This window comes from Streptomyces liliifuscus (genome assembly GCF_016598615.1).
Taxonomy (GTDB): Bacteria; Actinomycetota; Actinomycetes; order Streptomycetales; family Streptomycetaceae; genus Streptomyces; species Streptomyces liliifuscus.
In genome coordinates, this window is record NZ_CP066831.1 from 8537609 (window position 1) to 8564361 (window position 26753).

16 protein-coding genes are annotated in these 26753 nt (G+C 71.2%); all 16 read left to right on the forward strand.

Going from position 1 to position 26753, the window contains the following annotated elements; all coding sequences use genetic code 11:
- Nucleotides 1–13 precede the first annotated feature (13 nt).
- Nucleotides 14–1054: a DUF4255 domain-containing protein gene (locus JEQ17_RS36860; protein WP_200399297.1), complete on the forward strand. Its 1041-nt coding sequence runs from the start codon at nt 14–16 to the stop codon at nt 1052–1054.
- Between the two features lie 33 nt (nt 1055–1087).
- Nucleotides 1088–3253, forward strand: coding sequence for an ATP-binding protein (locus JEQ17_RS36865; protein ID WP_234048501.1), 2166 nt, complete (start codon nt 1088–1090; stop codon nt 3251–3253).
- A complete protein-coding gene (locus JEQ17_RS36870; protein WP_200399298.1) occupies nt 3244–3576 on the forward strand; it encodes a hypothetical protein in 333 nt (110 codons plus the stop codon). The genes JEQ17_RS36865 and JEQ17_RS36870 overlap by 10 nt, the downstream gene beginning before the upstream one ends.
- Nucleotides 3573–10373, forward strand: a complete 6801-nt coding sequence (locus tag JEQ17_RS36875; protein ID WP_200399299.1) for an eCIS core domain-containing protein — start codon at nt 3573–3575, stop codon at nt 10371–10373. Before JEQ17_RS36870 ends, JEQ17_RS36875 begins: the two co-directional genes overlap by 4 nt.
- Nucleotides 10374–10402: 29 nt before the next feature.
- Complete coding sequence (locus JEQ17_RS36880) at nt 10403–11110, forward strand: hypothetical protein (RefSeq protein WP_200399300.1); 708 nt, start codon at nt 10403–10405, stop codon at nt 11108–11110.
- Nucleotides 11107–11808, forward strand: coding sequence for a hypothetical protein (locus tag JEQ17_RS36885; RefSeq protein WP_200399301.1), 702 nt, complete (start codon nt 11107–11109; stop codon nt 11806–11808). The genes JEQ17_RS36880 and JEQ17_RS36885 overlap by 4 nt, the downstream gene beginning before the upstream one ends.
- 10 nt (nt 11809–11818) lie before the next feature.
- Nucleotides 11819–12253: a hypothetical protein gene (locus JEQ17_RS36890; protein ID WP_200399302.1), complete on the forward strand. Its 435-nt coding sequence runs from the start codon at nt 11819–11821 to the stop codon at nt 12251–12253.
- The gene (locus JEQ17_RS36895; RefSeq protein WP_200399303.1) at nt 12246–13385 is read left to right on the forward strand and encodes a hypothetical protein; all 1140 of its coding nucleotides are present in this window, start codon (nt 12246–12248) and stop codon (nt 13383–13385) included. The genes JEQ17_RS36890 and JEQ17_RS36895 overlap by 8 nt, the downstream gene beginning before the upstream one ends.
- Before the next feature lie 54 nt (nt 13386–13439).
- Complete coding sequence (locus JEQ17_RS36900; RefSeq protein WP_200399304.1) at nt 13440–13976, forward strand: phage baseplate assembly protein V; 537 nt, start codon at nt 13440–13442, stop codon at nt 13974–13976.
- Between the two features lie 20 nt (nt 13977–13996).
- On the forward strand, nt 13997–14350 hold the full coding sequence (locus JEQ17_RS36905) for a hypothetical protein (protein WP_383390876.1): 354 nt from the start codon (nt 13997–13999) through the stop codon (nt 14348–14350).
- Complete coding sequence (locus tag JEQ17_RS36910) at nt 14347–14733, forward strand: GPW/gp25 family protein (protein WP_200399305.1); 387 nt, start codon at nt 14347–14349, stop codon at nt 14731–14733. Before JEQ17_RS36905 ends, JEQ17_RS36910 begins: the two co-directional genes overlap by 4 nt.
- The gene (locus JEQ17_RS36915) at nt 14730–17924 is read left to right on the forward strand and encodes a putative baseplate assembly protein (RefSeq protein WP_200399306.1); all 3195 of its coding nucleotides are present in this window, start codon (nt 14730–14732) and stop codon (nt 17922–17924) included. Before JEQ17_RS36910 ends, JEQ17_RS36915 begins: the two co-directional genes overlap by 4 nt.
- The gene (locus JEQ17_RS36920) at nt 17921–21955 is read left to right on the forward strand and encodes a putative baseplate assembly protein (RefSeq protein WP_200399307.1); all 4035 of its coding nucleotides are present in this window, start codon (nt 17921–17923) and stop codon (nt 21953–21955) included. Before JEQ17_RS36915 ends, JEQ17_RS36920 begins: the two co-directional genes overlap by 4 nt.
- 37 nt (nt 21956–21992) lie before the next feature.
- Nucleotides 21993–24134, forward strand: a complete 2142-nt coding sequence (locus tag JEQ17_RS36925) for a hypothetical protein (RefSeq protein ID WP_200399308.1) — start codon at nt 21993–21995, stop codon at nt 24132–24134.
- A 90-nt stretch (nt 24135–24224) separates the two neighbouring features.
- Complete coding sequence (locus tag JEQ17_RS36930; protein WP_200399309.1) at nt 24225–25820, forward strand: DUF6519 domain-containing protein; 1596 nt, start codon at nt 24225–24227, stop codon at nt 25818–25820.
- Complete coding sequence (locus JEQ17_RS36935; protein WP_200399310.1) at nt 25820–26713, forward strand: peptidoglycan-binding protein; 894 nt, start codon at nt 25820–25822, stop codon at nt 26711–26713. The genes JEQ17_RS36930 and JEQ17_RS36935 overlap by 1 nt, the downstream gene beginning before the upstream one ends.
- Nucleotides 26714–26753: the final 40 nt, after the last annotated feature.

The following is a 26753-nucleotide window of genomic DNA, read 5'->3' on the forward strand; positions in this document are numbered from 1 at the left end:
AGGAACTGACGTCATGAGCAACGCACTTGCCATCGCCCACGTCACCCAGGCCCTCGCCCTGCTGATCGAGGCCAATCTCCAGCCCGAGATCGACATGGCCGTCAAGGTCGAGCCCCGCAAGCCGTCGGCGGATCCGCCGGCCGAGCCGACGATCACCGTGTTCCTGTACCAGGTCACGCCCAACACCTCGCAGCGGAACAACGACCTGCCGACCCGCGCCTCCGACGGCACGCTGCTCAAGCGGGCCGCCGCGGCACTGGACCTGCACTTCCTGATCAGCGCGTACGGCGAGGAGTCGGAACTGGTCGGGCAGCGGCTGATCGGTTCCGTGGTGCGCACGCTGCACGAGATACCCGTCCTGCCCAAGGACATCATCGAACTGGCCGCGGAGAAGCCCTACTTGGCGAGCAGCGACCTGGCCGAGGCGGCGCAGCGCGTGCGGTTCTCACCAACGGTGATGGACATCGACGAGACCTCGAAGCTGTGGGGGATGCTCCACCAGACCCCGTACACGCTGTCCGTGGTGTACCAGGCCGCCCTCGTCCTCATCGAGGGGCGCGAGGTGCCTGTGCCGGCGAAGCCGGTGGAGCGGGCTGGGGTGCGGGTGTTGCCGTTCGGGGCGCCGGGAGCGCCGGGAGCTTCGGTTCCGGCCGGCGCGTCCGCGGATGGGTCCGTGAATGGGTCCGTGTCCCCGGAAGGCGGGGGTTCCGAAGAGGCGTCCGGTGAGGCGGGGGCGAAGGTTGCCGCCCGAACGCCCGCCAAGTCCGAGGCCAAGCCCGAGCCTGAGCCCAGGGCCAAGCCTGCCGCGAAGGTCCCGGCCAAGACGCCGGCGAAGGCTCCCGCGAAGGCACCGGTGAAGGCCGCCGCCAAGACGCCGGCTCGCTCCCGCAAGGAGGGACAGCCCAGCAAGGCTGCCCAGTCGGGCAAGTCGGCCCGGTCCGGCAGGTCGGCGCACGGCGCGGCCAAGAGCACGGGAGCCGCGCCCTCCCCATCAACCGGGTCCTCCGCGGACGGCTCGACGGCCGACGACGGCCCCGAGGGCACGGAGGACTGAGGCGGCGTGGGAACGACGGGGGCAGGTGAGGGCATGGGGACGAACGGGACGGGCACACCCGGCACGGCGGGCGGCGGCACGACGCTGACCGCTGAGATCCGCCGTGTCCTGGCCCGTGTCGACGCCCACGCGGCTCATGCGGCTGGTGCGGCTCATGCGGCCCGTGCCGCCGAGACGGGTCCGGGAACGGGAAGGGGCACGGGGCCGGAGCCGGAGCCGGGATCCGGCTCTGGAGAGGGCGGCTCGGAAGCGGGATCCGGCTTGGGAGCGGGCTCGGCGCCCGAGTCCGACGATGGCACCGGCACTGGCACCGGAACCGGCGCTGGCCTCAGCCCCGGCCCCGGTCCCGGTGAGCCGGAGGACGCCGGTCACCCCGTGCAGCCCCCGGCGGGCCCCGCCACCGCGCCCCTCGACGCCCTGGTCGCCTGCTTCGGGCTCAGCGTCTTCGAGCGGGACCTCGTACTCCTCACCGCCGCCTACGAGTTGGACGCCACGACCGCTGCCCGGTGTGCCGCGGCGAGCGGTGACCCGGAGCGCGCGTACCCCACCTTCTCGCTCGCGCTGGCAGCCCTCGCCGAACCGCACTGGAGTGCGCTGACCCCGGTCGCGCCCCTGCGGCGCTGGCGGATCGTGGAGCTGGACGACGACTCGCGACTGACGCTGTCCCGGCTGCGACTCGACGAGCGCATCCTGCACTTCCTGCTCGGCTCGCCCTACCTGGACGCCCGCCTGCACGGCCAGTTGCGCCGCACTCCGGTGCCGGACGAGCTGCCGCCTTCGTACGACCTGGCCGCGAGCCGGGTCGCCACGGGCTGGACGACCGGTGCGCGGCCCGACGCGCCGCTGCTCGTCGAGGTGGTCGGCGGCGATCTGCGCAGCCGGGCCGACATCGCCGCCGCTGCCGCCGCCCGCTCGGGGCTAGGGCTGTACGCGATGAGCGCCGAGGACATCCCCACGGACCCCGCGGACCGCGACCGGCTGGCCCGGCTGTGGCAGCGCGAGGCGATCCTGCTGCCCGCCGCCCTGCTCGTCGAGGCCGGCGAACTCGACCGTGACCAGCACGCGGCCACCGACGCGTTCCTCGCCGGAGCCGCCGTCCCCGTGGTCGTGTCCAGCGCCGACCCGCGCCAGACGGACCGCCCGCACGGCGAACGGGTGGCCGTGCCGCGACTCGACGACGAGGAGCAACTCGGCCTGTGGACCGGCGCGTTCGAGGGCGTCGCAGAGATCCCCGAAGGCGAACTGCGGTCGCTGGTCGCGCAGTTCCATCTCCCGCCCCATGTCGTACGTGCCGCTGCCGCCGCCGTACGCCGTGATCTGCCCGTCGAGGACGAGCTGGACGCCGGTCGACTGGCCTGGCGGGCCGGAATGAACGAGGCGCGTGTCGGCATGGACGACCAGGGCCGCCGTATCGAGCCCGAGGCGGGCTGGGACGACCTCGTGCTGCACGAGCGGCAGACGAGCGTGCTGCGCGAGATCGTCGCGCACGTGCGTCAGCGGGCAACTGTGCACCAGGAGTGGGGATTTGCGGCCACTCTGCGCCGAGGGCTGGGCGTGACCGCCCTGTTCGCGGGCGGTTCGGGGACAGGCAAGACGCTCGCCGCCGAGGTCATGGCCAAGGAGCTCGGTCTCGACCTGTTCATCGTCGACCTGTCCCAGGTGGTCAGTAAGTACATCGGAGAGACCGAGAAGAACCTGCGGAAGGTGTTCGACGCCGCCGAGGCCGGTGGCGCGCTTCTCCTCTTCGACGAGGCCGACGCCCTGTTCGGCAAGCGCAGCGAGGTCAAGGACAGCCACGACCGGTACGCCAACCTCGAAGTCAGCTATCTGCTGATGCGGATGGAGGCCTACCGCGGGCTCGCGATCCTCACCACCAACATGAAGAAGGCCCTGGACACGGCGTTCATGCGCCGGATCCGGTTCGTCGTCGACTTCCCCTTCCCAGCTGAGGACGAGCGCGCCGAGATCTGGCGCCGGGTGCTGCCGTCGCGGACCCCGACGAAGGGCATCGAGCCGGAACTGCTGGCCCAGCTCACCGTCGCGGGCGGCTCGATCCGCAACATCGCCCTGTCCGGCGCGTTCCTCGCAGCCGAGGAGGGCGACCGGCTGCAGATGCGGCACATGCTCGCCGCGGCCCGCACCGAATACCTCAAGCTGGAGCGCTCCCTGACGCCGGGGGAGGTCCGCGGATGGGTGTGAGCAGGGACGCGGGCAGAGGCGTGAGCAGGGACGCGGGCCGGGGCGCAGGAAGGGAACCGAGCGCGATCCGGGTCAACGTCGGCGAGCTGGTCCTCGACGGCTTCCGGGTGGACCCCGACCGGGTGTCGGCCGCGTTCGAGCACGAACTCGCCCGGCTCGTGCGCGAGCGTGGCGTACCCCTGGCGGCGAACGGCGAGGTGAGCGTGGACGCGCTGTCCGGGCTGCCGCCGCTGCCCGCCGGGCTGTCCGCGCGACGGCTCGGCCAGGAACTGGCGCGCGCGGTGCACGCGGGGCTCTCCGGCCGTGGGGAGGTGACGCCGTGAGCAGCAACAACTCCCAGACACAGGAAGACCGTTCGGAACAGTCGGCCGAGGAGCGCCGCCGTAAGCGCAAGGAGCGCGCGGCCAAAGCCCGTACGCCCGAACCGAAGGACATCGTCAGCGGCGCCGGACAGCCTCTCGACGTCGGCGTACGAAGGGAGTTGGAGGAGCAACTCGGCCACGACCTCAGCCGAGTACGGCTGCACACCGGGCGGGACGCCGGGCAGCTGACGGAATTGCTGGGCGCGGACGCGGTCGCCGTCGGCCAGGACATCTTCTTCCGCGAGGGCGCCTACCGTCCCGGTACGGCGGATGGCCAACGTCTGCTCGCCCACGAGCTGTTGCACACCGTGCAGAACCCGGACGGCCTCGGCGCATTGCGCGCAGGCCGCGATCCGGGCGCGGTGAGCCTGCCCCAGCAGGCCATCGAGCGCGAGGCGGAGTCGGCAGCCCAGGACCTCGTACGTCCGGCCGCCACTCAGGAGTCCACGCCGGAGGTGGAGGAGGGGCAGGCCACGCCCGGCTGGCTGCGGTACGCCACCGTCGACGCGGACCGGAACCGGCTGGAGCAGATCGACCCCGCCACTCTCGTCGACCGGCTGACGAACTCGGTCGTGCGCTCGCTGCGCGGCGACCCGGAGGACCGCTCGAAGCGCACGCGCAGGCAACTCGCCCGGCTGCCCGAGGAGTTGCTGGACGGCGTCCTCGACCGCCTGGAGGACCGGCTGCTCGGCCCGGAGCACGACCGGGTGCTCGACCTGGTCGACGAGATCGAGGCCGACGGGGATCTTCCGGAGGAGACGGACTCGTACGACGCTCCGGCCGTCGAGCCGGACGCGGCCGAGGAACTGCGAGTCGAGCGGGAGAGCGAGCAGCGGTCGGTCGCGGAGAACCGGGAAGAGGAGCAGAGGCCCGGGGCGGCTCCGGGGCCGGAGAAGGAACCGGCCGGTGGGGAAGGGGCCGCCGGGTCGACGCCGGAGAACTCGGCGCCGGAGAACTCGGCGCCGGAGAATTCGGCGCCGGGGAACGGGAACACCGCGCCGGGCGGCGATCGGGAGCCGGGCCCGGGTGCCGGCACCGGCACTGAGACCGGCACCGGGACTGGGCCCGGGGCTGAGGTCGGCAAGGGGAGCGAGGGCGCGAGGCAGCCCTCGGGCGGCGGCACGGCCGAGAGCGCGCAGCAGACCGGCGGGAAGCCGGCCGCGGGCTCCGCGCAGGGCGAGGCGGCGAAGTCCGAGCAGGGAAAGGGAGAGAAGAAGGAAGCCGGCGAAGGCAAGGCTGCCAAGGAGGACAAGGGAGCCAAGGGGGAGAAGGAGGCTTCGGAGCGGCAGGAGGCTCCGGCGGCAGGCAAGGAGGAGTCCGCGGCCAAGAACCGGCCGGGCGCGGTCGACGCGCTCGTGGCGGGTCAGAAGGTGAAGCCGCAGGACAAGGCCGGGCAGCCGAAGCCCACGGGTTCTCCCACTGCGGCGGGCAAGGGCGGCCAGCAGGTCGGCCCACTCAGCAGGCTCGACGGTGTGCGCAACCAGGATCTCGAAGGCCCCGAGGAGACGGCGGACGAGGACCCGTTCGGCTCCGGCAGTGAGTCCGAGGTCGAGGTCGGCGGCGGGGAGAAGAGCGCCTGGGACATCAAGCTCCAGCCCGAGGACTTCATCCCGGAGCAGGATCCCGACGTCTCCGGCGTACCGACCGCCGACGAGGCGGATCCGGCCTCCGCGGCCGGGGCGGCCGTGTCGTCGTCCGCCGCGCCTCCGGTCACGAAGGCCGACAAGGTGCAGGCGGAGCGGGATGCGGAGGACGCTGAGGACGCTGAGGCGGAATCCGAGTCAGAGTCCGAGGGGGACGACGCCGCAGACTTGGAGGCCGCGCCCGAAGCTGAGCAAGCCACCACCGTCGGAGACGGGCAACTCGGCGGCCTCGCGCTGGAACAGGCCGCCGCCCCGCCTCCCGTACCGGGCTCGGTGTCGAAGGACCCGAAGAGCGGCGCCGATCCCAAGGCCGGACCCGTGGCCGCGCAGACGGCGGTGCAGGAGGCGCCGGGCAGGTCCGAGGACGGCGGTGAGGCGCAGGAGACGGCCGCCAAGGAGGAGAGGGGCACTCCGGCCGCGGGCGACAAGTCGGCCGGTGCGCAGGAGAAGGCATCCCCGCAGGCGGGCGGTGCCCAGTCGGGCGGGGCCGAGGCTTCGGGCCGACAGGAGCAGAAGAAGTCGGACTCGGGTCAGACGGCGGCTGCGGCTTCGGGCGGGCAGGCTCAGGGGACCTCGGCGTCCTCGTCCTCGACCTCGTCGACCGGGTCGGCTTCAGGGGGTACGGCGGGCAGGAGTGAGCCGGCGTCGGACGCTTCGAGTGCCTCGGCCGCGCGGGACAGCCATGTCTCCGGCGGCTCGTCCGGAGGCGGCGTCCAGAGCCAGTCGTCGGGCGGGGCGAGTGCAGGTGGTACGGGGAGTGGTGCGCAGGTCGCGGCGGTGCAGGAGCCCGCTCCTGCCGCTCCGGAACCGGCTCAGGCGTCCGAGCCGTCGGCGCAGGACGAGCCCGCCACGGTCGCCGCGCCCTCTCCCAAGGCTGCCGCGGCGCCGAAGGCGACCAAGTCGGCTCCCGCCGCCAAGGGTTCGCGGGGTGGCGGCGGAGGCGGAGGCGGCGGTCGTGGTGGCGGCAGCGCGGCCGTGCCCGCCGGCAAGGGCAGGGGAAAGAAGGACTCGGGCCCGGCGCCGAACCTCTCCCAGGTGTCGCCGGAAGCGGGCCTGTCCACCGCCTCGAATCTCAAGCCCCACAAGGCACTTGAGGCCATGGGCGGTGTGGGCGGCTCGGTGGACCGTACCGTCGGCGACGAGCACAAGGCTCTCGCCGCCGCGCCGCCGTCGATGCAGCGCCCGGCCGGTGCGCCACAGACGCTCCAGGGGAAGCCGAAGGCCGACGCGCCCGCCCAGTACTCCCAGGACCCGGCGCAGAAGTCCGAGGCGCCCGCGGAGGAGAAGGCCGAGGTCAAGGGCGCCAAGGAGCCCGAGGGCCAGATCGAGGCCGAGAAGGCGGAGGAGCCGGGCGGCTGGGACACCTTCAAGATGGCCCTGGGCTTCGGTATCGGCTGGATCGCGGACAAGCTCGGCTTCGAGGTGGACGCGCAGGAGCTGGCGGCCAAGTTCGCCGGGCTGCCGACGAAGGACGAGGCGCTCAAGCAGGCCCAGGCGGGCAACGCGCCGGGTGTCGAGCTGCAGGGCGAGGCCGATCAGACGGCGGGCGAACAGGGTGCCGCGGTCGACACCAAGGGCCAGGAGACCGTCACGACGGGCCGTGACGACGCGGCCCGCCCGATGGGGGAGAACCAGGTCTACCCCGACGTCCCCAAGGAGCAGTTGAAGGCGAAGGTGCCCGGCCCCGAGGGCGGCAAGGGCGGTGTGCCGGAGGGCGGCGCGTCGACGGGGACCGTACCCGCGGAGGCCGCGTCCGAGGTGGCGGAGCACGATCGGGGGCCGCAGTTCAAGGCCGCGTTCAGCGACGGCCAGCAGGGCATGTCCGAGGGGCGGCAGACCAAGGACCGTGACTTCCGTGACTCGCAGGCGAAGCACAAGCAGAAGGTCGACGCCGAGGTCGCGGCGAACACCGAGAGCCAGGCGGGCGAGCGCGACAAGGCCCTCGGCGATGTCACCGCGCAGCGTGCCGACTGGCGCAAGGAGCAGGACGAAGAGCTCAAGAAGCTCGGTACGAAGAAGAGCGAGCGGCACGACAAGGTCCGTAAGGACGTCCAGGACAAGGAGAAGAAGACCGACGACGACGTCGACAAGGAGAAGAAGGACGGCGACAAGAAGATCCAGGACGAGAACACCAAGGCCGAGCAGGACGCGGAGAAGAAGCGCGACGACAGCGTCAACGATTCGGGCAACTGGATCAGCAAGGCCTTCGACTGGATCAAAGAGAAGGTCATCGAGATCAAGAACGCGATCGTCCGCGTCATCAAAGCGGCGCGTGACGCGGTCGTCGGTTTCATCAAGAACTTCAAGGAGACGGTCGAGCGCTGGATCAACGAGGCGCGCAAGTTCATCGTCGACGCGATCAAGAACCTCATCGACGACCTGATCGAATTCGCCAAGGCGCTGGTCCGGGGAATCATCGAACTGGCCAACCGTATCCGGAAGTTCATCAGCGGGCTGATCTCGGCGGCGATCGCCATGGTGAACCGGCTGGCGAAAATGCTGAAGCAGATCATCACGGATCTGCTGCACGCCATCGGCAAACTGCTGGGCAGCATTCTGAGCATCCTGAAGAAGATGCTGCTGGACGTGATCAAGGCAGTCATCGCCGCGGTCAAGACCGTCCTGGAGTACGCGTCCAAAATCCTGGGCGCGCTCGGCGAGTTCATGATGATCGCCGTCGATTTCCTCTCCGACCCGGGCGGTTGGCTGAGCGGCGCCAAGAACTCCGCCGTGGACGGTGCGAAGAACCACCTCTTCCGTGAGGTCCAGGCTGCCGTCAAGCAGTGGTTCCAGTCGAAGATCGAGGAGATTCTCGGCATCCCGAAGGCGATGATCGACAAGCTCATCAAGGGTGGCTTCACCCTGGAGCGGATCGTCAAGGAGACGTGGGACGCGATCGTCCCCCAACTCCCCTTCATCATTGGCGAGATCGTCATCACGAAGGTCATCGCGAAGCTCATCCCCGGCGCGGGCTGGGTGATGGCGGTCATCGACGCCATCCGCACGGCCATCGGCGCCCTCAGCGAGATCCTCCGGGCGATCGGCGCGGTCATCACCTGGCTGAAGGCGGTCCGCCAGGGCGGGGCGGGCATCCTCTTCGCGAAGGCGGTCGCGGCCGGCATCGTCGCCCTCCTCGAACTCGCCTACGAGTTTCTGCTGAACGGCATCGGCAAGTACGTCGCCAAGGTGGGCCGCCGCCTCAAGAGCGTGGCCATGAACCTGGGCAAGGAGAAGCCGGGCGGGGGCCGGGGTCCGGCGGGCCAGGGGTCGGACGACCGGGGCGGCGACAAGAAGTCCCAGCCGCAGCCTTCCGCCACGACCGGCCCGAGGTCCGGCACCCCGACCCCACGCCCGACAACGAGCCGCCAGACCACGCCCCCGACGACGAGCCGCCCGACGACCGCCGGGTCGCGCCCCGGTGGGACGCCCGCCCCGAGGAAGCCGGGGACCACCACCCCGGCGAAGCCCACGTCACCCGGCGCCCCCGCGAAGGACGGCACCAAGCCCGGCGGCCCCGCCACTCCCAAGACCCCGGCCGACGTCAAGAGGCCCACGGGCAACGACAAGAACGGCCGCCCGAAGGACAAGGAGGACGACAGGCCGGACACCCGCCCGACCCCGTCCCCGAAGCCCGAGCCCCAACCGACCCCCCGGCCGAAGCCGAAACCAGAACCGGACACGAGCCCCCGCCCGAAGGACGACACCCAGGGCAAGCCCAAGGACGATCAGGGCTCCACCAAGCCCAAGGCCGACGACAGGGCCTCGGACAAGCCCAGGGAGCAGGACCCGAACAGGCCCACTGGCAAGGACGGCCCCGGCGACAAGGACGGCCCCGGCAAGCCGAAATCCGACAAGGACGCCCCGGGCAAGCCCCGCTCCGACAAGGACGACAACAAGCCCGGCAAGTCCAAGGACGGCGACGGCAAGAAGTCCAAGCACAGCAAGGACAACGACGGGAAGCCGAAGGACAGGGACGGGCAGAACAAGCAGGACAAGAAGGATCAGCGGAAGCAGGAGGAGGATTCCTCCGAGTCCAAGCAGCAGCAATTGAACCGGATCATTGCCCGGATCCGCCCTCCGCTCCAGGAAAAGCTCAGCAAGGGCATGGACGAGTCCGTTCATGCATCCCTGCTTGATGCGTGGCGAGCCTGGTACCGCCTCACCAGCCTCAAGAAGGCCGGTTATCCGGACTTCAGCGTGACAGCGAAGCTCAATCCTTCGGGAACCGTGACCCCCGGATACACCGAAGCTGAGGATCAGCGGACGTACAAGCGGGTGAGGCACGCGGACTACATGAAGAACCAGCCCGAACCCGACCTTCCGTATCCCAGGATCCCGGATTTCCAGGACGGTGCGCTCGCCAGGAACTTCAAGGCGGAGTACCTGAACAAGCATCTCTACAAGAAGACCCCGAGCGACACGGGAATCAGCGCACCTGCCGGCAAGGCGGACAAGCAGGAGCCCATTGGCTTCCGGTACATCAACAAGTACGACCTCAACAGGGACACCAGTAATCAGTGGGTTCGCATGCACCTGCTCACCGAGCGCCTCGGTGGCCCGGCAAAGGGCACCAATCTCGTACCGGCACGCAGCAAGGTGAACAACCCCTTGTTCAAGAAGGCCATCGAGGAGTTTCCCGAAAAGGCCTTGTCCACCGGGGCGAGGGACATGGTCTGGTATCGGATCAACCTCACCTACCACAGCGGTGAGATCCCTGGTTTTCCGCAGACCATCAGTGCGGCATGGGGTACCTATTCCTATGACCGTGCCCGCAAGAAGTGGAACGAGGAACCTGCTATTGCCGGTCAGCCGGCCACTTATACGACGCCCACTCTGGAGAAGCCGCCTCCTTACGACGGCCAGAAGAGTCGCGTCTACGTGAACAAGGACACCGCGACCCGTATGTTCCGCATGCTGGATGTGAGCGCGTCGTTCGCCAAGGCCATCGTGGAAGTTCGTAAGCACGGACCCAGTGATCCGGGCCCCAGCAACATCATCGAGTTGACGAACCGATTGATCGCTCACCCTGGAAGGGGGCGAATTCCCGACTTTGTGAGGGCAATCGGAAGGCTCACCAGACTCGACGCGCAAGGCAACATCAAGTACCGGGACTGACGTGACAGGTCGCGAAAGGAGGAGTCCGGATGCGGGAACCAACGCAGCTTGAATCGGCGCACATCGACTCGTTCAACGAAATTCTCAACAGCGAGTCGATCGACGTGGAGCATGAGGATTTCAGGGAGCTCGGAGAAGTGCTCGACGCCACACCGGGAGTCTTCTCCCTGCTGCCCGAGTGGCAGGATGTCATCCTTGGGCCCGAGCTCTACAGGGCGACGCCGCGCTTCAATGGGCTGGGCTGTCATTGGAACACCAGCGAGCCGCTTCCTTCCTTTGGCGGAGAGTTCTGGATCACGGATCTCTATGTCTCGCTTCTGCAGGATCCCCCGGATCTGGCGTGGGACGGATCCCCGGAGGAGGAGCGGCGCCTGTTCGAGGAGTTCCGGGTCATCGACTCGACGCCCAGTGCCGCGACGGGGCAGATGACGGCAATCCGCGCCCAACCCAACGTGGACCCGTTGGAGATCTGGTATTTCGACATGAATCTCAACACGGTGGAAGGTTGGGACCGGCAATACGTACGAATGAACCTGACGTACCCGGAATATCTTGAGGCTCTGCTTCTGACGAAAGGGACTTTTGGGTGGCAGTACCTGTATTCGGATGTGTCTCTGCGGAGTGATGGGTTCGAAGGCGTGGTGTTTGCGCTGGAGAGCATGATCGAAGTTTTCCCCGATGTCTTTCCAGGACATGACTACACCTCCCTGGCAGACCGTCTCCAGGAGCGCCAATGACCCGCTACGCCGACATCCCCAAGCCCATCCGCTCCGGAATAGTCGTCGTCGACCCCGACCGGGGAACGCCTCAGCGGATCATCGTGCTTCAGTTCAACCCGGACACCCTCGAACGCAGCCTCAGTCCGCAGTCGGCAGGAGGCAGTGGGGACTCCGGTGGAGGAGGGAGCGGGACCGGGGATCGTAATGAGGCGCTCCGGCTCAAGGGCCCCGCCCAGGAGACCTGGAAGTTCACCGCGGAGATCGATGCCACCGATCAATTCGAGGTCGCCGCGCCCGACGGTATTCACCCCCAACTCGCCACCCTCGAAATGCTGGTGCAGCCCACGACCCAGCAGCTACGGGACGCCTCGCGGCTCTCGCAGAAGGGGACCATCGAGATCAGCCCGATCGAGATGCCCTTGACGCTGTTCACGTGGGGCAGCAAACGCGTCATGCCCGTACGGCTGACCGAACTGTCCATCAACGAGTCCGCCTTCGACGTGAACCTCAACCCGATCCGGGCCTCGCTCGGCATCGGGCTGAAGGTGCTCACCGTGAGCGACCTCCCCGCCGGACACCGGGGCGCCGACCTCTACATGGCCCACCTCGCCCAGAAGGAACGCCTCGCGGCGGCCGCCCGCCGAGGCAGCCTCGGCGGACTCGGGCTCACCGGCGGCGACATCGGCGGCACGGCAACACTGAGCGGAAGGGGCTGAGGCGGCAGCCATGGCCGACATCGAGCCCTACGAGAACGCCCTGGACGCGATCCCGGGCGCCCACCCCTACCCCCGCACCAGCCGCTACCACGACGCCGAGATCGGCATCCACCGACAGCCCGACGGCACCGAAGTCCGTTACACCAAGCGCCGGTTGCTCCCACCCCTCCCCGAGAGCGGGACCGGAAGTGGGACCGGAAGTGGGATGGCAAACGGGAGCGGGATCGGAAGCGGGGACGAAACCCAGAGCCACACCGTCAGCAGCGGCGAGCGGCCCGACCTCCTCGGGCAGCGCTACTTCGGCGATCCCGCCCAGTGGTGGCAGATCGCCGACGCCAACCCCGTACTCGATCCACGGGAGTTGACCGACGAGGCGGGCAACGTCATCGAGATCCCCCTCGCCGGCGGCTTCCCGCGGGCGGACCGGGGAGACCGGCGTGTCTGAACTCCCCGTGGGCCGGGGGCCCGTACACATCACCCTCCAGATGGGGCCGAAGCTCACCCGCCCCGTCCCCGCGGAGGTCACGGAAGCCCTGCTCTCCGCGCAGATCACCGCCACCGCGGGCGACCGCAGCGGCTTCCAGCTCGCCTTCGACCTCACCAAGAACGGGCTGATCAACCGCACCCTGCTCCCGGAGGGGTTCTTCGACCCGAAGACCCGCGTCATCGTCTCCGTGAGTGTGAGGGGCACGCCCGAGGTGCTCCTCGACGGCCTGATCGTGCGGCAGGAGGTCGGCGCCAGCAACCAGCCGGGGCACTCCACGCTCACCGTCACCGGTGAGGACCTCTCCCTGCTCATGGACCTGGAGGAGCGGACCGACCGCTACCCCAACCTGCCGCCGTCCGAGCGTGTCCTGGCCATCCTGCGCCGGTATTCCGACTACGGCATCCGGCCGGACGTCTACACGGAGAAGGTGTCCCAGCCCCCGCACCAGGACCTCCGCGTCCACTACCAGACGGGCACCGACCTCCAGTACGTCAACGAGCTGGCCCGCGCCAACGGCTACACCTTCTATCTCGAACCAGGACCCAACCCCGGGCAGTCGTCCGCCCGTTGGGGACCCGAGGTCAGGCTCGGCATCCGCCAGCACGCCCTGAACGTCAACATGGACAACAACTCCACCGTCGACCAGCTGACGTTCGCGTACGACGGTACGGCGCGGGAGGAACCGCAGGCCCGCTGGCAGGACCCCGGCACCCGGCAGTCCACCCTCCTCCCGCAGCCGCCGATCAGCCCGCTGCGACCGCCCCTCGGCAAACGGCCCACCCCGGCGCTCAAGCGCAGGACGCTGTCCGGTACCGCCAAGCAGCAGCGCGAGCAGGCCGAGGCCGAACTCCTCGCCAGGGCCGCCGTGTCCGCCGACGTCATCTCGGGCTCCGGCTCGCTCGACGTCAACCGGCACGGCTACCTCCTCGCGCCCCGCCAACTGGTCGGCGTGCGCGGCGCCGGACGGGCCTACGACGGCGACTACTTCGTCAAGTCCGTCACGCACACCCTGCGGCCGGGCTCGTACCAACAGAACTTCACCCTCTCCCGGGAGGGCCTCGAAGCCCGCAGCGCCTACGTCAGGCCCTGACCCACCACCGCACCCACGGCACCGCAACACCCCACAGAGCAGGAGCAGTTCAGCATGGCGGCAACCGGCAATCGCTTCCTCGGCAAGTTCCGCGGCCGGGTGATCGACAACAACGACCCGCTGCACATCGGGCGGATCACCGTCGAGGTCCCGGACGTCCTCGGCGACGAGCCGTCGACGTGGGCGCTGCCCTGTCTGCCGTTCACCGGGCCGGAGGCGGGGCAGTTCGTGGTGCCGCCGCCGGGAGCGGGTGTGTGGGTCGAGTTCGAGCAGGGTGATCCCAGCTTCCCCGTGTGGACGGGGTGTTGGTACGGCGAGCAGAGCGAACTGCCGCCGGACGCGCGCCGCCTCGTCCAGCCGGCCTCGCAGGCCAAGCCGGTCGTGGTGCAGACGCCGGGCGCGCACAAGATCGTGATGAGCGATCCGCCGGGCGCGGACCAGGGAATCCTGCTCCAGGCCCAGGGCGGCGCCTATATCCGCATCACCAAGGAAGCCGTGGTCATCGCGACCGGCGCGGGCGCCGAGGTCCTGCTGCGCGGCAACCAAGTGACGATCAACGAGGGCCAGTTGACCGTGCTCTCCAAGCGATAGGAAGACGGGGGACGAATCACGTGTCCAGCGCAACAGGGGCATCCGGCGGTCTGCTCGGCACCGGTGCCATGATCAGCTGCCCGCACGGCGGCCGCGCCACCACCGCCACCACATCCGGCTCCGCCGTGCTCATGGACGGCATGCCCGTCGCCACGGCCGAGCACGGGTATGTCGTCACCGGCTGCCCGCACACCGTCGACGGCGTGCCCGTGCCGTGCGTCACCGTCCGCTGGACGGCCCACGGCTCCGGCGTCACGGTCGACGGCTCGTCCGTGCTGCTCGACACCTCCGCGGCCGAGTGCTTCACGGCGGCCTTCGTGCCGCAGGGGCCGCCGGTCGTCCGGGCCGAGCGCCGAAGGGTGGCCGTCCGATGAGCCCACGCACCCGCCCCCGCAGCGACATCGCGTTCCCGTTCCGGGCCGACCGCCGTGGCCGCACCGCGCATGCCCGGCAGGACGAGCACGTCCGCGACCTGATCGAGCAGGTGCTGTTCACCAGCCCCGGCGAGCGCGTGATGCGCCCCGACTTCGGCTGCGGACTGCTCGACCTGGTGTTCGCGCCCAACAGCCCCGAACTCACCAGCACCCTCGAACTCTCCGTGCAGGCCTCCTTGCAGCGCTGGCTCGGCGACCTCATCGACGTGGAGGACCTCGACGTGGTCAGCGAGGACAACGTGGTCCGCGTGCATCTCGCGTACGCCGTGCGCTCCACCGGAACGCGCCGCGACGACGTCTTCGAAGGGAGGGCCGCGGCATGACGGGCACGAGCACCACCATCTCCACCACCTCCCGGCGGGCAAAGGTAAGAGCCGCACAGCTCAACGGAGTTGACGCCGTCGAGGTCGGCGACGACGGGCTCACGCTCACCGTCACCTTCCTCGGCAAGGCCCCGCACGGCCTGTGCGCCGAGAACGTACGCATCGACGGCGGCCGCCGCATCACCGGAATCGAAGCCGTCGAGGTGAGCGTCGAGCGCGAGGACGACCCCGAACTCGACGACCGGCTGTACGTCACGCTCGACAAGGCCGGTGACACCTCCCGCTACCGGCTCTCCCTGGTGGAGACCGACCCGTACGGACGCCCCGGGACCGAGCCGTACCGGGGCTTCGATCAGCGCTACCACAGCGCGGCCTTCGCCTTCCGGCCCGACTGCCCGACGCCCTTCGACTGCGAGGACGGGCACGAGCGGGAGGGGGCCGCCTTCCCGGAGGCGCCCGTTGTCGACTACACCGCGCGCGACTACGAGACCATCCGCAAGCTGCTCCTCGACCGGCTCGCGCTCACCACCCCCGACTGGATCGAGCGCAACCCCGCCGATCTGGGCGCGACGCTCGTCGAGCTGCTCGCGTACACGGGCGACCAGATCAGCTACCAGCAGGACGCGGTCGCCACGGAGGCGTACCTCGACACCGCGCGCCGCCGTGTCTCCGTGCGCCGCCATGTCCGGCTCATCGACTACGCGATGCACGACGGCTCCAACTCCCGTGCGTACGTGACCGTGGAAACCGCGGGTGAGCACACGCTGCTGCCCGGCACGTACCGCTTCGCCTCCGTCGACGTACGCAGCCTCGACCCGCACGACCGCCCGGAGCCCGGCACGGTCATCGACGACGGGGACCTCGCCGAACTCGACGAGCGCGGCTCGGTGGAGGTCTTCGAACCGGTCGCGTCCGCCGACCCGTTGGAGCTGCGCGCCGCCCACAACGCGATCCGTCTGTGGACCTGGGGCGGCGAGGTGTCCTCCCTTCCGAAGGGCACGACCGCCGCGACCCTGCGCGACGAGTGGCGCGACGCGGAGACGTGCGAGGAGCGCCAACTCGACCTGAATCCGGGCGACTTGCTCGTACTTGAAGAGGTGAAGGGCCCGCGCACCGGCACCCCGGGCGACGCCGACCCCGCCCACCGGCAGGCCGTCCGTCTGACCTCCGTCACCCCGGGCGTCGACCGGATCGAGGACCAGCCGGTCCTGGAGGTCACCTGGGCCGCGGGGGACGCGCTGCGCTTCCCGTTCTGCCTCGTCACCCGCGGCGGACGCGACTGCGAACCCGTCGAGGACGTGACACTCGCATGCGGAAACGTCGTCCTCGTCGACCACGGCCGGTCCCTGAACTGGTGCGGCGACGGCCTGCCGGAGACGGTGACCGTGCCGCCCGTACCCGCCGTCGTCGGATCCTGCGATCCCCCGGCCTTCGGCTGCCGGGACCGCGACGAGGGCAACGCGCCCGCCCGGCTCATCAACTCCCTCACGGACAAGGCCGAATGCGGCGACCCTCTCACCCCGGACGACGTCCGCGAGCTGTTCGACGTCGTCGGCGAGAACGCGACCGTACGCGCCGGCCTGGGCCTGGAACTCGCCGGGCAGCGGCAGGAAAGGGTGGTGCCCGGCACGGCGTACGCCCAGGCCGCGGCCCTGCGGACCCTGCTCGCCCAGTCGGTCCGTCCCGGCATCGCACCCCGCTTCCGGCCCGTCCTCGGCCGCTCGCCCGTGACACAGGCCGTGCCGTTCCCGGACCCGCGGACCGTGGCCGTCGGCCAGGCCGAGCGGATCGCCGCCATCCCCGGACGGGTCAGGCAGCGCCTCGTCGAGCTGTGGCGCAGCGCCCGCGACGGGCTCGGCGAGCAGGAGATCACCGAACTCGCCGTGATCTACGGCCTGAAGACCCTGGAGCACCTCGAACTCCACCTCCACCCTGTCCGCGCCCTGCGTGAACTCCTCTTCCGCAGCGACCAGTTGCTCGACGCGAAGCTGCGCCGCGTCGAGGTGCTCACGGCACGGGCCCGCGCGGGGACGGTCCTCGACGGCCACATCGCCTGGGAGATCGCGCACAGTTGGGGACCGGTGTACGCGTCCGGACTTCACCCGGACGAACTCGTGCTGCGCGGCCCCGCCTCGGCGGCGCTCCGCCACGACCCGCGCCAGGCACTGCCCGCCGTACGGCTCCACGACGGCGACAGCGAAGGTGGCGGCGACAGCTGCGGTGGCGGTGAAGTGACCTGGGAGCCGCGCCGCGACCTGCTCGGCAGCACGCCCCGCGACCGGCACTTCGTCGGCGAGTTGGAGGACGACGGACGCCTCGCCCTGCGTTTCGGCGACGGCCGGCACGGCGCCCGTCCGACCCCCGGTGCCCGCCTCGAACTCCGCTACCGGCTCGGCGGCGGCACCGCCGGAAACGTCGGCGCGGAGGCCATCAACCACCTCGTCCTGTGCAATGACGGTGACGGCGGCCACGGCGGCGGGCGCGAGGAACCGCCGGTGGCCGGCGTCCGCAACCCGCTGCCCGCCGTGGGCGGCACGGAGCCCGAACCGGTCGAGCAGGTACGCCAGTTGGCCCCGCTCGACCTGCGCCGCACCCGTCTGCGCGCGGTCACCGCCGAGGACTACGCGGCCCTCGCCTCCGCCCTGCCCGGGGTGCAGCGCGCCGCCGCCGCGATCCGCTGGACCGGCAGCGTCCAGGAGGCCCACATCGCGGTCGACCCGTACGGCACCGGCGCCCCCTCGGAGGGGCTGCTCGCCGAGGTGGCCCAGGCCCTGGAGGCGTACCGGCGCATCGGCCACGACCTCGTGGTCGGGCCCGCCCGGCTCGTACCGCTCGACATCGAACTGAAGGTGTGCGCCAAGCCCGGCCACCAGCACGGGCAGATCCTGGCCGAGCTGTACCGCGTACTCGGCAGCGGCCGCCTCCCGGGCGGGCGGCTCGGCTTCTTCCACCCGGACGCGCTGACCTTCGGCGAACCCGTCCGGCTCAGCCGGCTGGTCGCCGTCGCGGCCGCGGTGCCGGGCGTCGAGAGCGTCGAGGTCACGCGGCTTCGAAGGCTGTTCCACGAGGACCGAGGAGAGAGGGAGGACGGCGTGCTGCGGCTCGGCCCGCTGGAGATCGCCACCTGCGACAACGACCCCGACCGGCCGGAGAACGGCCGCCTGGCGATATCCCTCGGAGGTGCCCGATGAACCACGACGACTGCACCTGCGGCGGCGCGTGCGGCGACAGCCTGTCCGGTGGCGGCCTGTCCGGCGGCGGTACCTGCGATTGCGGCGGCGCGTGCGGAGGCCACGACGAGCGCCTCGCCCCCGCCCCGCTCCACAACCCTCCCGGCCGCACGGCCCTCGACTACCGCGTCGGCGAGTACGGCTCCTTCCTGGCCGCCCAGCTCGACCGGCTCGCCTCGCCCGCGTACCCGGCCCTGAAGGGGCTCACGGTCCGCACCCCCGACGACCCGGCGATCGGCCTGCTCGACGCCACCGCGGTCCTCGGTGACCTGCTCACCTTCCACTCCGAGCGGATCGCCGACGAGGCCTATCTGCGGACGGCCAACGAGCACCGCTCGCTCGCGCTGCTCGGCCGGCTGGTCGGCCACCGGCCGCGGCCCGGCGTCGCCGCCTCCACCCATCTCGCGTACAGCCTCGAACGCGATCCGCGCGCCGAGACCCTGCCCGTGGTGATCCCGCGCGGCGCGCAGAGCCACAGCGTGCCCGCGTCGGCCGACGAGGAGTCGCAGACCTTCGAGACGAGCCGCGATCTGACGGCCCGCTGGGACTGGAACGAGCTGAAGGTCCGGCGCCGCCGCCCCTCCCTCGTCACCCCGGCCGACCTGGAGCGCCGTTCGGAGCTTTTCGTCGAGGGCACGGCCAATTCCCTCCAGGCTGGCGACCAGTTGCTCTTCGTGTTCGGCGAACAGGCGGCCTCCGAGCCGAAGTTGCTGCCCGTCGCGAAGGTGCGGATCGACCGGGACGACGAGATCACCGCGATCGGCCTGGCCCGGTCGGCCCCGCCCACGCTCCGGGAACTCGTCGACGAGGTACGGCGCTGGACCTCCGAGCCCGAGGCGCCGGGCGACCCCGGCGACGAACCTCCCACCCCGGAGGTCCCCAACCCACGCCCGGTCAGCCGCCTCATCGAGGACTTCGACGACCAGGTCCTCGCCCCGCTGCGCACCGACCTGGACGGGATCAAGACCCCGGAGAGCCTCGCGTCCCGTCTCACCGAGCCGGTGGCGCGCCTCGGTGAGGCCCAGGTCCTCGCGACGCCGTACGAGGATGTCGCGGCGTGGTTCGAGCAGCTGGAGGCGGTACTCGCCGAACTGGCCGAGCGCGCATTGGAGTTGGCGCCCTCCCAGCCGGTGCCGCCGACGGAGGGGCAGACCTCGACGGCGGCCTCGGTCGGCCAGGGCCAGGCGGGAGCCATCGACCACAGCCCGGCGGGAGTCATCGGCCAGGGCCAGGCGGGAGCCGTCGGCCAGGTCCCGCCATCAGCCGCCGCCCCGAGTCCTTCGGCCCTCTCCGCCCCAAGCCCGACAGCCGTCGCTACCCCCGGCCCGGCAGCCCCGGCCGCCGCTCCGAGCCCTACGGCCTCCGCCACCCCAGCCCTCCTGGGCCACCACGAAGCCGCCCTCCAAGCACTCGGCTCCGTCCTCCCCGCCCTCCGCGGCAAAGCCCCGGCCCCGACCACCGGCGCCGAACAGCCCCGCCGGCCGGGCGCGGACACGGCCCGGCTGCTCTCCGCCCTGAACCCCGGGCTGAGCGGCCTCTACCCGGCCTGGCGGACGGCCGCCGCCCCCGGTACCCCGGGGCTCCTGCGGGAACTCCTCGCGATGCGCGTGACCACGGCCCCCTTCGGAGCGATGGCCCCGCTCAAGCCGGTCCAGGACGACCGGGGCCGCGTCATCCGCACCGCGGACTGGCCCCTCACCGGTGCCGCCCTGGTCAGCATGCGCGTCGTGTTCGACACGGCGGGCAAGGTCCCGGTGCGCGCGGAGTTCCAGTACGTCGAGGGCAGCAGCTCCGACCAGCGCGCGGAGAACCTGCCGGTCGCGATGCCGGTCACCTTCCGCCTCGGCGCGGGCGAGGTGGACCTGTCCACCCGCGCCGGCCAGGACCGCGAGCTGAGCTGGCTCAACCGACGCCCCACCGACTCCCAGGAGCCCGGCGTCACCGCGGTCCTCCGCGAAGGCCTGCCCAACCGCACCCTCTTCGTGTCCCGCCCGGACGACGACGGCCTCGTCCACGTGGGCGTGCACAACGGCACGTCCGAGCAGGTCGCCCTGCGGCCGGGCGTCCCGGAGCGGTTCACGCACGGCGAGTACGAGGTGAGCCTCACGTACACCGTGGGCAGTGCCGCGCCGAACGTGGAGGTGGTCATCGCGTCGAAGCCGGAGCCCACCAACCGCCGTGTTCTGCAGCTGGACCGCGTGCACGACGGCATCACGGTCGGCAGCTGGGTCGCGATCCAGCGGCCCGGCAAGGGAGTTGAGGGCGGCGTCCCGGGCGACAAGAAGCTCGCGTTCGTCACCACGAAGGTCGTGTCCGCGCGGACGGCGGCGTACACCAACTACGGCATCACCGGACGCGGCACCGAACTCGTCCTGGCCGAACCGTGGTTGGACGAGTTCGACGTCCTGCTCTCGCACATTCGCGACACCACCGTCCACGCGGACGGCGAACCGCTGCGCCCGGCCGACGAGCCACTGGGCGAGGACGTGCACGGCAACGAGATCGAACTCGCCGAGCTGTACGACGGGTTGCGGCCGGGCCGCACACTGATCGTCGCCGGCGAGCGCAGCGACATCCCCGGCACGGCAGCCGTCCGGGCCACGGAGGTCGTCACCATCGCGGCCGCCGACCCCGCGGTCGACCCCCAACTCCCGGGCGACCACGTCCACACGAGGCTGACGCTCACCGCGGACCTCGCGTACCGCTACCGCCGGGAGACCGTGCGGATCCTCGGCAACGTGGTCGAGGCGACCCACGGTGAGGGCCGGGACGAGCCGATCGGCAGCGGTGACTCGGACCGTACGAACCAGACGTTCGCGCTCTGGCAGTCCCCGCTCACCTGGCTCGCCGACGACAACCCCCTCGGTGCCACCCCCGTCCTGGAGGTGAGGGTCGACGGAGTGCTCTGGCACGAGGTCGACAGCCTCGCCGGGCGGGGGCCGCGCGAGCGCGTCTTCATCACCGGGACCACGGCCGACGGCCGCACCACCGTGACCTTCGGCGACGGCGTCCACGGCGCCCGTCTGCCCAGCGGCCACGAGAACATCCGCGCCCGCTACCGCTTCGGCACCGGCAGGGCCGCCAACGTGGCGGCCGGCCGCATCACCCAGGCGCTCACCCGCCCCCTCGGAGTCACTGCGGTCACCAACCCGCGCCCCGCCACGGGCGGCGCCGACGCCGACGGTCCGGGACTCACCCGGCGCACGGTCCCGCTGGCCGTCTCGGCTCTGGACCGTCTGGTCTCGGAGACCGACTACGAGGACTTCGCCCGCTCCCGGGCCGGCATCGGCCGGGCCGCCGCACGCGAACTCTTCGACGGACGGCGGCGCGTACTGCATGTGACGGTCGCGGGCACGGACGACGTGCCGATCGCCGACGACTCGGACCTCCTGCGTGCCCTGCGCGGCGCGCTCACCGAGTACGGCGACCCGAACCTCCCGGTCCGCGTGGACGTCCGCGAACTCGTCGCGCTTCTCGTCGCCGCGAAGGTGAAATTGGCGCCCGACCACAGCTGGCAGGTCGTCGAACCCCGCCTGCGCCAAGCACTCCTGCGCCGACTCGGCTACGAGGGAAGGGAGTTGGGGCAGCCCGCCCGCCTCTCCGACATCCTGGCCACGGCCCACCAGGTCCCCGGCGTCGACTACATGGACGTCGACGTCTTCACCGGCGTCCCCGCCTCCGCGACCGCCGAGGAACTCACCGAGCTCCTCGCGAACCCCGGCCTGCCGAAGGCATCGGTCCCGGCGCGCGGAGCCACGTACGACGAGAAGACGTACACAGTCCGCGCGAAGGACGGCGAGACGCTGTCGGCGATCTGTGCCCGGCACGGTGTCCCGCTCGCCGAACTCCTGCGCCTGAACCCCGACATCACCGACACCCGCCGCCTGGCGAAGGGCCGTTCGGTGTACGTCTTCCGCGGCATCCGCCCGGCCCAGCTCGCACTGCTGTCGCCGAAGGCCGCGGACACCCTGATTCTGACGGAGGTCAAGTGATGTCCCGGGACACCCAGTTCGAAACGGAGGCCGTGTGATGTCCAGGGAACCGGACGGACTCGCCGAGCTGCTGCCCCAGTGGCACCGGCTGCGCGACGCCCAGGAGGGCGAACCGCTGCGCGCCCTGCTCGCCGTCATGGCCGAGCAACTCGACCTCGTACGCGACGGAGTCGAGCAGGGCTACGAGGACCTGTTCGTCGAGACGGCGGCCCCCTGGGTGCTGCCGTACCTCGGCGACCTCGTGGGCTACCGAACCCTGCCGGGCTACGAGCGCGTTCTCACCACCGGTCTGCGGGGCGGGAGTTCGGCCGCGCTCACCGAGGCCGTCGCACCGCGCCGCGATGTCGCCGCGACCGTCGCCAACCGCCGCCGCAAGGGCACCCTCCACCTCCTCGAAGAACTCTCCGAGCGGGTCGCGGACTGGCCCGCACGCGCCGTCGAACTCTCCCGACACGTCTCCCACCACCAGCCCGTGAAGCTGTACGGGACCGGCGGCGCCGAGCGAGGGACCCGCGGCCGTACGGTCGACCTCAGGGACAACTCGGCACTCGACCTGGCGGGCGGCCCCTTCGGCGCGGTGGCCCGCTCGGTCGACGTACGCCGGGCCGACTCCCGTCACCGACAAGGGGGTTGGACCCCGGCGGGCGTCGGGCTCTTCGTATGGCGGCTGAAGGCGTACTCGCTGACGTCCTCACCGGCGTACTGCGTCGACCGGGCCCGCAACCTCTACACCTTCTCGATCCTGGGCAGCGACACCCCGCTGGTCACCAAGCCGGTCCCGGAGCCGTCGCCCACCCACATCGCGACCATCGACAACGTCCCGGCCCTCATCCGCCGCCGTCAGCTCCACGACCGCCTCGCCGACTACTACGGCCCCGGCAAGAGCTTCGTCATCCGGCGCGACGGCGAGGACCGGCCCGTACCGCCCTCCGACATCGTGGTCGCCGACCTGTCGGACTGGCGCTACCGGCCCAAGCGCGGCCAGGTCGCCGTCGACCCGGAGCTCGGCCGGATCGCCTTCGGCGCCCGCACCGCGCCCCGCAAGGGCGTCTGGGTCGACTACCACTACGCGTTCGGCGCCGACATGGGCGGCGGCGAGTACGTACGGGACCGCGAACCGCGTCCGGACGCCACCGTGTTCCGGGTCGGCCCCGGCGAGACGTACCGGCAGATCATGGACGCCTACCGGGCCTGGCAGAACGACCGCCGGGCGGGCCGCTGCGGTCCCGAGGGCGTCATCGAGATCACCCACAGCGGTGCCTACCAGGAGCAGTTGGACTTCGACCTCGACCCGGGCGACCGCTTGGAACTGCGCGCGGCCGAGGGCACCCGGCCCGTGATCCGTCTCCTCGACTGGTACAGCAACCGCCCCGACGCCCTCAACATCCGTGCGGTGTCGGAGGATTGCGCCCCCGGCGAGCGCCCGCGGATCGTGCTCGACGGGCTGCTCGTGGCGGGCCGCGGCATCAACGTCACGGGTCCGATGGGCGCCGTCGTCGTACGCCACTCGACGCTGGTGCCCGGCTGGTCGCTGGAGCCGGAGTGCGACCCGCACTCGCCCGAGGAGCCGAGCATCGTCCTGGAGCGCACCACCGCGTGCCTCCAGGTCGAGCACAGCATCCTTGGCACGATCGAGGTCATCGGCGACGAGGTCTCCGAGGAACCCCTCGACATCCACCTCCGCGACAGCGTCCTCGACGCCACCGCCGACGACCGCGAGGCCCTCTCCGCCCCCGACTGCCGGCACGCCCACGCCGTCCTGCACCTGCACCGCACGACCGTCATCGGCGAGATCCACACACACGCGGTCCGGATCGCCGAGAACTCCGTCTTCACCGGACGCCTCCACGTGGCCCGCCGAGGCATCGGCTGCATCCGCTTCTCGTACGTGCCCACCGGGTCCCGTACGCCACGCCGCTTCCGCTGCCAGCCGGACCTGGTCGGCCCCGAACAGGCCGACCGCGTAAGGCCGTTGTTCACCTCCCAGCGCTACGGGACGCCCTGGTACGCGCTGTTGGCCGACAGTTGCGCCGAGGAGATCAGGCGCGGCGCGGAGGACGGGGCCGAACTGGGCGCCTTCCACGACCTGTACCGGCCGCAGCGCGAGGACAGCCTGCGGGCACGGCTCGCGGAGTACACGCCCGCGGGGACGGACGCGGGGATCTTCTTCGTGACCTGACCTGACCTGACCTGGCCCCCTCCCGGCCCCACGCGCACCCGACGCGCCCCAGAACCCGCACGCAATTCCTGAACCAGGGGGATCCCCTTCATGCACGCAGACCTCTCCCGCTCCACGTTCCGCCCGGAGCGGCACTACTCCGCGGTCATCGCCCAGCAGGGCCGCGTCCAGCTCGACGCCGACGCCAACGAGCAGACCGCGATCCAACTCCACCAGGCCCGCGCGCTCACCGCCGACCTGATCGGCCCGCACGGCGGCCCGCGCGACGCCGCCGGCTTCCGTATCGAGTACGTCGGCGGCAGGCACGACATCGACACCCTCCACATCCACGGCGGCCGCTACTACGTCGACGGCATCCTGTGCGACGCGAACCGCCCGGCCCCCGGCGTCCCCGTACCGGACGAGGACGACGACGAGCAGGAGAAGGAGAGGGCGCAGGACACCGCGCAACCACCCGCCCACTGGACCTACTGGGACCAGCCCGACGGTCACCGGGACCCCGAGAAGCCCGGCGACCGGCTGCCCTCGCCCGCCCAGGCCCCGTTCGTCGTCTACCTCCAGGTGTGGGAACGCTCGGTCACCGCGGCCGAGGACCCGGCGCTGCGCGAGGTCGCGCTCGGCGCGGCCATGCCGGACACCGCCGCCCGCGCCAAGGTCGTCTGGCAGGTCCTGCCGCTGGCCCTCGACGAGTTGGAGATCGAGGAGAGCGAGCCGTCCAGGGAGGTGGTCCGCGCGGCCTTCGCGCGCTGGGCGCAGAAGCAGGCCGCGCCCTCGGCCCGCCTCGCCGCCCGCGCCGAACGGCCCGACCACGCCGACGAGGACCCCTGCCTGGTCAAGCCGGACTCCCGCTACCGCGGCCCCGAGAACCAGCTGTACCGCGTGGAGGTCCACGAGGGCGGCACGGCGGGCGAGGGGACCAGGGGCAGCGAGCCGAAGGGCGCCACCTTCAAGTGGTCCCGCGAGAACGGCTCCGTGGTCTTCCCGGTCGACGAACTCGACGGCACCTGGGTCCAGTTGGCGTCCCTCGGTCATGACGACAAGCTCGACCTGGACGTCGGCGACCGGGTGGAGTTCACCGACACCGCGTACGCCTCCCGCCTCGAACCCCTCCCGCTGCTGAGGGTCGAGGAACTGGACCTGCCCGGCCGCCGCGTACGCCTGTCCGCCGAGCCGGAGCCGGGCGTCGGACGTCTGCCGCACCTGCACCCGTTCCTGCGCCGCTGGGACCACCACGAGGGCCCGAGGCGCAAGGGCCGCTCAACCGCCCTGCGGGGAGGGGCGGTTCCCGTCACCGAGGGGGAGTGGCTGCCCCTGGAGGACGGTGTCAAGGTCTACTTCGCCAAGGGCGGCACGTACCGCACCGGCGACCACTGGATCGTCCCCGCCCGGACGGCCACCGGCAGCGTCGAGTGGCCGGTCGACCCGGCGCGCCGCCCGCTGCTGCAGGGCCCGGCGGGCATCGCCCGCCACTTCGCGCCGCTCGCCCTGGTGAAGGGCGAGGGGGAGGCCCTGGACCTGCGGCTCGCCTTCGGCCCGCTCGCCAGCAGCATCCCGGCGGCGGACGAGGCGACGCTCGCGGCGGAGACCCGGGCGCGACAGGAGGAACAGGCGGCCGAGGCCGACCCCTCCGGCGGGAGGTCGCAGACCACCGCCGAGGCGGAGGCAGCCGTGGAAGGAGACAAGTAATGGCGAAGCCCCTGACCGCGTCCAAGCTGGTGGAGATCCTGCGCGCTGAGGGCCTCACGGTCCACGAGGTGCGCAACTGGCGCCGCCACAACCGCAATTCGAAGGGGCCCTGGGGTCCGATGAACGGTGTGATGATCCACCACACCGTCACCTCCGGCACCGCCGCCTCCGTCGACATCTGCTACGACGGCTACTCGGGCCTGCCCGGACCCCTGTGCCACGGAGTCATCGACAAGAAGGGCCAGGTCCACCTCGTCGGCAACGGCCGCGCCAACCACGCGGGCCTCGGCGACGGCGACGTCCTGCGCGCGGTGGTCAACGAGACGAGACTGCCGTCCGACAACGAGGCCGACACCGACGGCAACCGCCACTTCTACGGCTTCGAGTGCATCAACCTCGGCAACGGCAGGGACCCCTGGCCCGAGGCCCAGAAGGAGGCCATCGAGAAGGTCTCCGCCGCGATCTGCCGCGCCCACGGCTGGACCGAGCGCTCCGTCATCGGCCACAAGGAGTGGCAGCCGGGCAAGACGGACCCGCGCGGCTTCACGATGGACGGCATGCGCAAGCGCATAGCCGAACGGCTGCGCGGCAAGGGCGACAGCGGCAAGCCCGCCCCCGACCCGAAGCCCGCGCCCAGGCCCTCGTACGAGCCCTTCCCGGGCGGCGGCTTCTTCCACATCGGCCAGAAGTCCGCCGTCATCACGGCCATGGGCCGCCGTCTCGTCGCCGAGGGCTGCGGTCGCTACGAGTCCGGCCCCAGCCCCGACTGGACCGAGGCCGACCGCAAGTCCTACGCGGCCTGGCAACAGAAACAAGGCTTCAAGGGCAAGGACGCGGACGGCATCCCCGGCAAGGTCACCTGGGACGCCCTGAAGGTACCCGCGCCCCGTTAGGGGCGCCCTCCAGGGGCGCGGGGAACTGCGCGATCAGCCA